Origin of the sequence: Bacillus cereus group sp. BfR-BA-01523 (genome assembly GCF_022662615.1) — a bacterium.
In the GTDB taxonomy this organism is placed as follows: domain Bacteria; phylum Bacillota; class Bacilli; order Bacillales; family Bacillaceae_G; genus Bacillus_A; species Bacillus_A mycoides.
Window position 1 is genome coordinate 396,166 of sequence record NZ_JAKUDX010000005.1, and the last position, 7,536, is coordinate 403,701.

Genomic DNA, 7,536 nt, shown 5'->3' on the forward strand with positions numbered 1-7,536 from the left:
GACATAATTCTCTAAAAAAATCTTCTTTTCAAACTGGAAAGGGTATTTGTATAATTTAGACACAACAGAAAAGGAAGGATGATTTATATGGTGACAGAGAAAGAATTGGAATTATTAGCTTGTCTTGAAAAGAATAGTCGTTTATCTGTAGATACATTAGCGAAGTTGTTAAATATAGAAGTAGAAGAAGCGAAAAAAATGGTTACGAAATTAGAAAGTGAAAAGATTATCGTGGACTATGTAACACATATCGATTGGACAAAAGTGAAAGAACATACTGGTTTAACGGCGATGATTGATGTGAAAGTTACACCGAAGCGTGGTGTCGGTTTTGATGCAGTAGCTGAACAAATTTATCGTTATTCAGAAGTGAAATCTGCGTATTTAATGTCAGGGACATACGATCTTTCTATTACATTAGAAGGAAAGACGATGGGAGAAGTAGCGATGTTTGTTTCTGAGAAATTAGCAACAATTGAATCTGTCGTTTCTACAACAACGCATTTCATTTTGAAGAAGTATAAACATGAGGGAATTATTTACGAAAAAAACGATGATGATAAGCGCATTGTGGTGACACCATGAAGCAATTTGAACTATCTAGAACGGCAGAATCTTTACAACCATCTGGTATTCGAAAGTTTTTCGATTTAGCAGCAAATATGAAAGGTGTTATTTCTCTTGGAGTAGGAGAGCCGGACTTTGTTACACCTTGGAATGTAAGGCAAGCATGTATTCGTTCTTTAGAACAAGGGTATACGTCATATACAGCAAATGCAGGATTATTGGAGCTCCGTCAAGAAATAGCAAAGTATCTAGAAAAACAATTTGCAGTATCTTATGATCCAAACGATGAAATCATCGTTACAGTTGGAGCGAGTCAGGCGTTAGATGTAGCGATGCGTGCCATTATAAATCCTGATGATGAAGTACTCATTATTGAACCAAGTTTCGTTTCTTATGCACCGCTTGTGATATTAGCTGGAGGAGTTCCGGTTCCTGTGGCAACGACTTTAGAAAACGAGTTTAAAGTACAACCAGAACAAATTGAAGCAGCTATTACAGCGAAAACAAAGGCAATTTTGCTTTGTTCACCAAATAATCCAACAGGTGCAATGTTAAACAAACCCGAGCTTGAAGAAATAGCAGTGATTGTTGAGAAGTACAATTTAATCGTATTATCTGATGAAATCTATGCAGAGCTCGTATACGACGAAGTATATACAAGTTTCGCGAGTATTAAAAATATGCGTGACCATACGATTTTAATTTCAGGGTTTTCAAAAGGGTTTGCCATGACGGGATGGCGTCTTGGGATGATTGCAGCCCCTGTTCAATTTTCAGAATTAATGCTCAAAATCCACCAGTATTCAATGATGTGTGCACCAACGATGTCTCAATTTGCAGCGCTTGAAGCATTACGCGGAGGAAATGATGAAGTAATTCGAATGAGAGATAGCTATAAAAAACGTCGTAACTTTATGACGACATCTTTCAATGAAATGGGCTTAACATGTCATGTGCCAGGCGGGGCATTTTATGTTTTCCCTTCTATAGCTTCAACCGGACTATCTTCAGCAGAATTTGCAGAACAATTATTATTAGAAGAAAAAGTGGCTGTTGTTCCTGGAAATGTGTTTGGCGGGAGTGGTGAAGGATTTATTCGTTGTTCATATGCAACATCGCTTGAGCAACTTATGGAAGCAATGAAGAGAATGGAACGGTTCATAGAGAATAAAAAAAGGACAAAACACAATACGTTTTGTCCATAAAAGGGGGGGAATACTAGAAAGCCATGTGTTAGTATTCTATCCTAATATTGGAGAATTATACGTATTACAGGAAATTTTTTCGTGAATTTTGAATGAGTTCTATCAAAGTGGTATAATTTACTAATATAAGGTGGGAGCATCCTCGGTGTTTTACTTAGGATAATTACCACTAATCGGATATTTAACAATAAATACATCTGCTTTGCTATTTACAATTGTAGAGAAAATGGTAAACGTATGGGAGTGTTTCACATGTCAGAACAATATACAACGGGAGTGGTTGTAACAGGGAAAGTAACTGGAATTCAAGATTACGGTGCATTTGTAGCTTTGGATGCAGAAACACAAGGACTTGTGCATATATCTGAAATCACAAATGGGTATGTAAAAGACATTCATGACTTTTTAAAGGTCGGAGATACAGTAGAAGTAAAAGTACTTTCAATTGATGAAGAACACAGAAAAATGAGTTTATCGTTAAAAGCGGCGAAAAGAAAGCAAGGACGAATTCTAATACCGAATCCATCAGAGAACGGATTTAATACACTGCGAGAAAAGCTAGCGGAATGGATTGAAGAGTCGGAGGTAATAAAGTAAAAGAGGAACGCATATGAGCGTTCCTCTTTTACTGTGACTTATGATATATATATTTGCAAATATGATTGCATGCAATCATATTCGTATGTCGGAGGCGAAAAAGACATACTGACTATTGAATTTCATGTGTTTCTGGGTGAGTACCAAGATTCTCGGATGGTTTAAATAGTAAGCCGAGATTGATAAGCCCAGAAATACCAACGATGCCGTAAATAATACGTGCAAGAGCTGATTTCTGTCCCCCGAAAATAGCCGCTACTAAGTCAAACTGGAAGAACCCGATCAGTCCCCAGTTAACAGCGCCGATTACAGTGAAGACTAATGCGATACGTTGCAAGGTACTCATGAAAAGTCCCCCCCTTAATGTGAAGCGTGAGCAAGCAAGGAGTTAATAAGAAAATTTAACTCCTTTATAGAATGGTATAGTTTTGTTGTTTTTATACATGAAAAATGTACGAAAAACGATGTATATACATCTATACCGAAAAATTCGAATTTTTATGCAAAAAATGAACTTTTTCTAAAAAATAAATAATGGTTACGTTTACAATTGTTGAATCGCTTGATTTACAACTTTAGTTTCGCTAAAGTGAATACAGAAATACATATACATAATTGGAGGGAAAAAGATGAGTACACATGTAACGTTCGACTATTCTAAAGCGTTATCCTTCATCGGTGAAAATGAACTAACTTATTTACGTGATGCAGTAAAAGTAACACATCATGCAATCCACGAAAAAACTGGAGCTGGGAACGATTTCCTTGGGTGGGTAGAGCTTCCGCTTCAATATGACAAAGAAGAATTCGCTCGCATTCAAAAATGCGCAGAAAAAATTAAAAATGACTCTGACATTTTACTTGTTGTAGGTATTGGTGGTTCTTACCTAGGAGCACGCGCAGCAATTGAAATGTTAAACCATTCTTTCTATAACACGCTTTCTAAAGAACAACGTAAAACTCCACAAGTGCTATTTGTTGGACAAAACATTAGCTCCACTTACATGAAAGATTTAATGGACGTACTAGAAGGTAAAGACTTTTCTATTAACGTTATTTCCAAATCAGGTACAACAACAGAGCCTGCAATCGCATTCCGTATTTTCCGTAAATTATTAGAAGAAAAGTATGGAAAAGAAGAAGCACGCAAACGTATTTATGCGACTACAGATAAAGCGCGCGGTGCTTTAAAAACATTATCTGATAATGAAGGCTACGAAACGTTCGTTATTCCAGATGATGTTGGCGGTCGTTTCTCTGTATTAACACCAGTAGGTTTATTGCCAATCGCTGTAAGTGGCCTAAACATTGAAGAGATGATGAAAGGTGCAGCTGCTGGTCATAATGATTTCGCGAAATCAGAACTTGAAGAAAACCCAGCTTACCAATACGCAGTAGTTCGTAATGCTCTATATAATAAAGGGAAAACAATTGAAATGCTTGTTAACTATGAGCCAGCACTTCACTACTTCTCTGAGTGGTGGAAACAGTTATTTGGTGAAAGTGAAGGAAAAGATCAAAAAGGTATTTTCCCATCTTCAGCAAACTTCTCAACTGACTTACACTCATTAGGTCAATACATTCAAGAAGGTCGTCGTGACCTATTCGAAACAGTTCTTAAAGTAGGTAAATCTACACACGAACTAAAAATCGAATTAGACGACAACGATTTAGATGGATTAAACTACCTTGCTGGTGAAACGATAGACTTCGTAAACACAAAAGCATACGAAGGTACATTACTTGCACATAGCGATGGCGGAGTACCAAACTTAATCGTAAACATCCCTGAATTAAATGAGTACACATTCGGTTACCTTGTATACTTCTTCGAAAAAGCATGTGCGATGAGCGGCTACCTATTAGGCGTAAATCCATTTGACCAACCAGGAGTAGAAGCATACAAGAAAAACATGTTTGCTTTACTTGGTAAACCAGGATTTGAAGAATTAAAAGCAGAATTAGAAGAGCGTTTAAAATAATGAAAAGCGATCGGGTCTCCGGTCGCTTTTTATTATTTTATTGAAAGGTACATCGGTATATTCAAACTAGAATGGGTATGCTAAAGGAAAAGTCTAGGAGGGATGGGCTTGATTCCGATTCAATCAAAATTAGAAGGATGTACATATGCGTTATATAAGTTAGAAGAGGTTATGAAACCACTTGGATATAGTATTGGCGGCAATTGGGATTATGATAAAGGATGCTTTGATTATAAAATCGACGAAGAAGAAGGGTATCAATTTTTACGCGTACCATTTACAGCGGTGGATGGGGAACTAGATGTGCCTGGTGTAATAGTCCGTCTTGAAACACCGTATATTCTTTCGCACGTATATCAAGACGAACTAGATGATAATGTTAATGCTTTAACAGCTGGAACGAGTGGATTGGATCAATTTGCGGAGCCACAAGATCCAGATGGAGATGTGAAAAGAAAATATATCAATATTGGTAAAGTATTGGTACAAGAACTAGAAAATCATTTTTTTAATGGTGAATAACGATGAGTATGTCGCTTTCGATGAGAATGAAAGAATGAACTGGATTGATCATATATTGTTCGTCGCGCTTTACACCTAGTAAGAGAATGTTTTGCTTTAAAAGAGTATAGCTACAATTTGCAAAGGATTGTCCGGTGCAGGACGGGGGAATCTCCATCAGTTGTAATTTGTTATCAGAGATTTCATCGTAAAGTGAGAATAGTACACCTGAAATGGAAGGGAATAAAAGAGAAGCGGTAAATACATAGCTCGTTAATTTATTTCCTTCTATAATTTCTGATACGCCAGCTCTCGTTGCATTTTGGATTTGTTCAGAAGTAAGAAGTTCAGCGATGCAGTGAATGTTTGGATTAAGTCCTTTTGCAGTTAAAATATTTAAAATGGACTGTGTATCTGCTAAGCTTTCGTTCTTCTCTTTATCCGCTGTTATTAATATAGTGTGAGCTGTTGTAATGTTAGCTTTTAATAAAGTTTGATCGTGATGCGGACAACCTTTTATAAATTCTAAATGATGAAATGGCTTTGGAAGTAAAGAAAGTGTTTCATCAATTAAAACGATATCAAGGTTTGGTTGTAATATGTGCATTTGTTTTACAACATGTTTTGCACGCTCATTCCAGCCAACGATAATCATATGACCATTAGAGGTAGCAGCTGCTTCACCTTTAATTCTTATATATTGTTTATTAATCATGTCGGTAGCGAATAGAACCATATAATAAGAACAAAATCCCGTCCCTAATAAAATAATACATATACCAATAAGTTTTCCTATCGTTGTATGGGGGGCGAAATCGCCGTATCCAACGGTGAAAATGGTAACGATTGACCACCAAACCCCGTCGAACCATGTGGTGAAGTGAGATGGCTCTAATATATGTATAAGAAAGCCGGAGAAGGCAGTAAGTACAATAATAAAACAAATTAAACGAAAAATAATGGAATCGCGAAATGTATCTACTAAATTCGGACGGGATTTCAAGTTCCTATTCCTCCTTACTTTTCAAGACTACATTCATTGTTACCATTATAGAAAAAAGAAAAACTCTCTAATTAAAAAGAGAGTTTTTCTTTAACTACTCAGTCACTCTATGAAAAAACGCCAGAAAAGCATTTTTTAAAATGACCGAGAGGGACTGGTTATGTATAGGATCGGTCAGTGTCTTTTCCTGCCATGCGCGAAGTTTTAAAACAAAGAAAGGTAGAGGACCATTTTATCTCCATGGCAGTAATCTATATGCTGAAAAATGAAAATAACTTTCTATAGGTAATAAGGTACGTATTCTCGCGGGAGTAATACTCCTTATCTAACTTCTAAATGAAAGGTATGGCTGGGTAGTAACGTTTTTCTTTATGTTACATACTCTCCACTTCGGTTTGTTGAACACTTTCAAGATGCTGAAGAGCATAATAAACATCAGCGGTATGTCTTTTTTGATCGATAGACAATTTCAAATGTAAATAGTGCGAACCATTTTCCAATGTTTTGAGCTTCATGTTCTTAACTTTTATATCCATTTCTTTTATTTCTTCAATTACGGTCGGGATATTGTCCATATTTCGTACAACGAGTTTCACTGCGATATCACGTTGGCGAAATGATCTAGGACCGACGTATTTCATCGCTAATGGTATAAGTTCTACACTAATCATAAGGAAACACATTCCGAAAATAGCCTCGATATAGAAACCAGCTCCAACGGCAATGCCGATGCCAGAAGCACCCCAAATCATAGCGGCGGTCGTTAATCCCGCAATACTATCGTTTCCTCTGCGTAAAATTACACCGGCACCTAAAAAACCAATTCCGGATACAATTTGAGCGGCAAGTCGAAGTGGATCCATATTCATATGATCGGTATGTGGTAAGTTGTAAGCTGCTTTAATAGAAACAATGGTTAGGAGGCAACTAATAATAGAAATAACTAAACAAGTTTTTAAGCCGAGTGGTTTACGTTTTAATTCGCGCTCTAAACCGATAGCGAATCCTAAAATAGCCGAGAGACCTAGTTTTATTAATAAGTCGGTGTAGTCCATGTATATTCCTCCTTGTATGATATAGTATATGAATAAAACGTTTATCCCGCTATTTGCGGGCAGTAAGCCCCGCCTCAAAATTCGCCGAATGCGAGAAAGTTAGGTGGGAGACGACTGCCCGTAAATGCCCGATTGGTGAAGGCTAATAATCAGTGGGGGATGAACACCCCCCCACACTGATTAAAGTTTCACTTTATATAGAAAGAAACGTTTTGTGACAGAGGGACTTTCTATAGAATATATGTAGGAATTACTTAGAAATGAAAGAGATGTTTCGTTTAAGTATATGATATTAAAAAAGAAATGTAGTTGGTTTCAAAAAAGTTTTCAAAAGGTGTTGCATTTCATTTTTCTACATGATATATTAATAACCGTCGCTGATGCGGAAACGCAGAAAACGACAAAAAAGAAATTGAAAAACTTAGTTGACATCGAAAAATGAAGATGTTAACATAAGGAAGTCGCAAATGAGCGACTAAGTAGTTCTTTGAAAACTGAACGAAACAAACAACGTGAACGTCAATTTTTATTTTTAGATGCTAGACAAACTAACTTTATTGGAGAGTTTGATCCTGGCTCAGGATGAACGCTGGCGGCGTGCCTAATACATGCAAGTCGAGCGAATG

The 7,536-nt window shown here is 36.8% G+C and carries 8 protein-coding genes and 1 rRNA gene; 6 read left to right on the forward strand and 3 right to left on the reverse strand.

Annotation, left to right across the window (positions count from 1 at the left end):
• The first annotated feature begins 87 nt into the window (after positions 1–87).
• The 3 genes from MR066_RS16710 to yugI all read left to right on the forward strand — a co-directional run bounded on the left by MR066_RS16710 (position 88) and on the right by yugI (position 2,369).
• Positions 88–585 carry an Lrp/AsnC family transcriptional regulator gene (locus MR066_RS16710; protein ID WP_113938635.1) on the forward strand — a complete coding sequence of 166 codons (498 nt, stop codon included), beginning with the start codon at positions 88–90 and terminating at the stop codon, positions 583–585.
• A complete protein-coding gene (locus MR066_RS16715) occupies positions 582–1,772 on the forward strand; it encodes an aminotransferase (protein WP_242247780.1) in 1,191 nt (396 codons plus the stop codon). Before MR066_RS16710 ends, MR066_RS16715 begins: the two co-directional genes overlap by 4 nt.
• 252 nt (positions 1,773–2,024) lie before the next feature.
• The gene (gene yugI, locus MR066_RS16720; RefSeq protein ID WP_002015848.1) at positions 2,025–2,369 is read left to right on the forward strand and encodes a S1 domain-containing post-transcriptional regulator GSP13; all 345 of its coding nucleotides are present in this window, start codon (positions 2,025–2,027) and stop codon (positions 2,367–2,369) included.
• Between the two features lie 112 nt (positions 2,370–2,481).
• Here the strand turns inward: yugI and MR066_RS16725 are convergent, their stop codons facing one another.
• Complete coding sequence (locus MR066_RS16725; RefSeq protein WP_002089278.1) at positions 2,482–2,715, reverse strand: DUF378 domain-containing protein; 234 nt, start codon at positions 2,713–2,715, stop codon at positions 2,482–2,484.
• Positions 2,716–2,998: 283 nt separating this feature from the next.
• Here MR066_RS16725 and MR066_RS16730 point away from each other — a divergent pair, with 283 nt between their 5' ends.
• Together MR066_RS16730 and MR066_RS16735 are read left to right on the forward strand one after the other, a co-directional pair.
• On the forward strand, positions 2,999–4,351 hold the full coding sequence (locus MR066_RS16730; RefSeq protein ID WP_002015845.1) for a glucose-6-phosphate isomerase: 1,353 nt from the start codon (positions 2,999–3,001) through the stop codon (positions 4,349–4,351).
• Between the two features lie 108 nt (positions 4,352–4,459).
• Complete coding sequence (locus tag MR066_RS16735) at positions 4,460–4,873, forward strand: YugN-like family protein (protein ID WP_016093472.1); 414 nt, start codon at positions 4,460–4,462, stop codon at positions 4,871–4,873.
• Here the strand turns inward: MR066_RS16735 and MR066_RS16740 are convergent.
• Both MR066_RS16740 and MR066_RS16745 read right to left on the reverse strand, forming a co-directional pair.
• The gene (locus MR066_RS16740) at positions 4,860–5,855 is read right to left on the reverse strand and encodes a potassium channel family protein (RefSeq protein WP_242247783.1); all 996 of its coding nucleotides are present in this window, start codon (positions 5,853–5,855) and stop codon (positions 4,860–4,862) included. The two genes, MR066_RS16735 and MR066_RS16740, sit on opposite strands and share 14 nt — an antisense overlap.
• A gap of 374 nt (positions 5,856–6,229) precedes the next feature.
• Positions 6,230–6,910 carry an MgtC/SapB family protein gene (locus tag MR066_RS16745; RefSeq protein WP_002067957.1) on the reverse strand — a complete coding sequence of 227 codons (681 nt, stop codon included), beginning with the start codon at positions 6,908–6,910 and terminating at the stop codon, positions 6,230–6,232.
• 554 nt (positions 6,911–7,464) lie between these two features.
• Between MR066_RS16745 and MR066_RS16750 the strand changes: the two genes are divergently transcribed.
• Positions 7,465–7,536 (forward strand): 16S ribosomal RNA (locus MR066_RS16750); the annotation flags it as partial.

Bases quoted from the DNA above. Each gene is read 5' to 3' on its own strand.
- MR066_RS16745 (WP_002067957.1), bottom strand. From the start codon at position 6,910: ATGGACTACACCGACTTATTAATAAAACTAGGTCTCTCGGCTATTTTA.
- MR066_RS16725 (WP_002089278.1), bottom strand. From the start codon at position 2,715: ATGAGTACCTTGCAACGTATCGCATTAGTCTTCACTGTAATCGGCGCT.
- MR066_RS16710 (WP_113938635.1), top strand. From the start codon at position 88: ATGGTGACAGAGAAAGAATTGGAATTATTAGCTTGTCTTGAAAAGAAT.
- MR066_RS16730 (WP_002015845.1), top strand. From the start codon at position 2,999: ATGAGTACACATGTAACGTTCGACTATTCTAAAGCGTTATCCTTCATC.
- MR066_RS16715 (WP_242247780.1), top strand. From the start codon at position 582: ATGAAGCAATTTGAACTATCTAGAACGGCAGAATCTTTACAACCATCT.
- yugI (WP_002015848.1), top strand. From the start codon at position 2,025: ATGTCAGAACAATATACAACGGGAGTGGTTGTAACAGGGAAAGTAACT.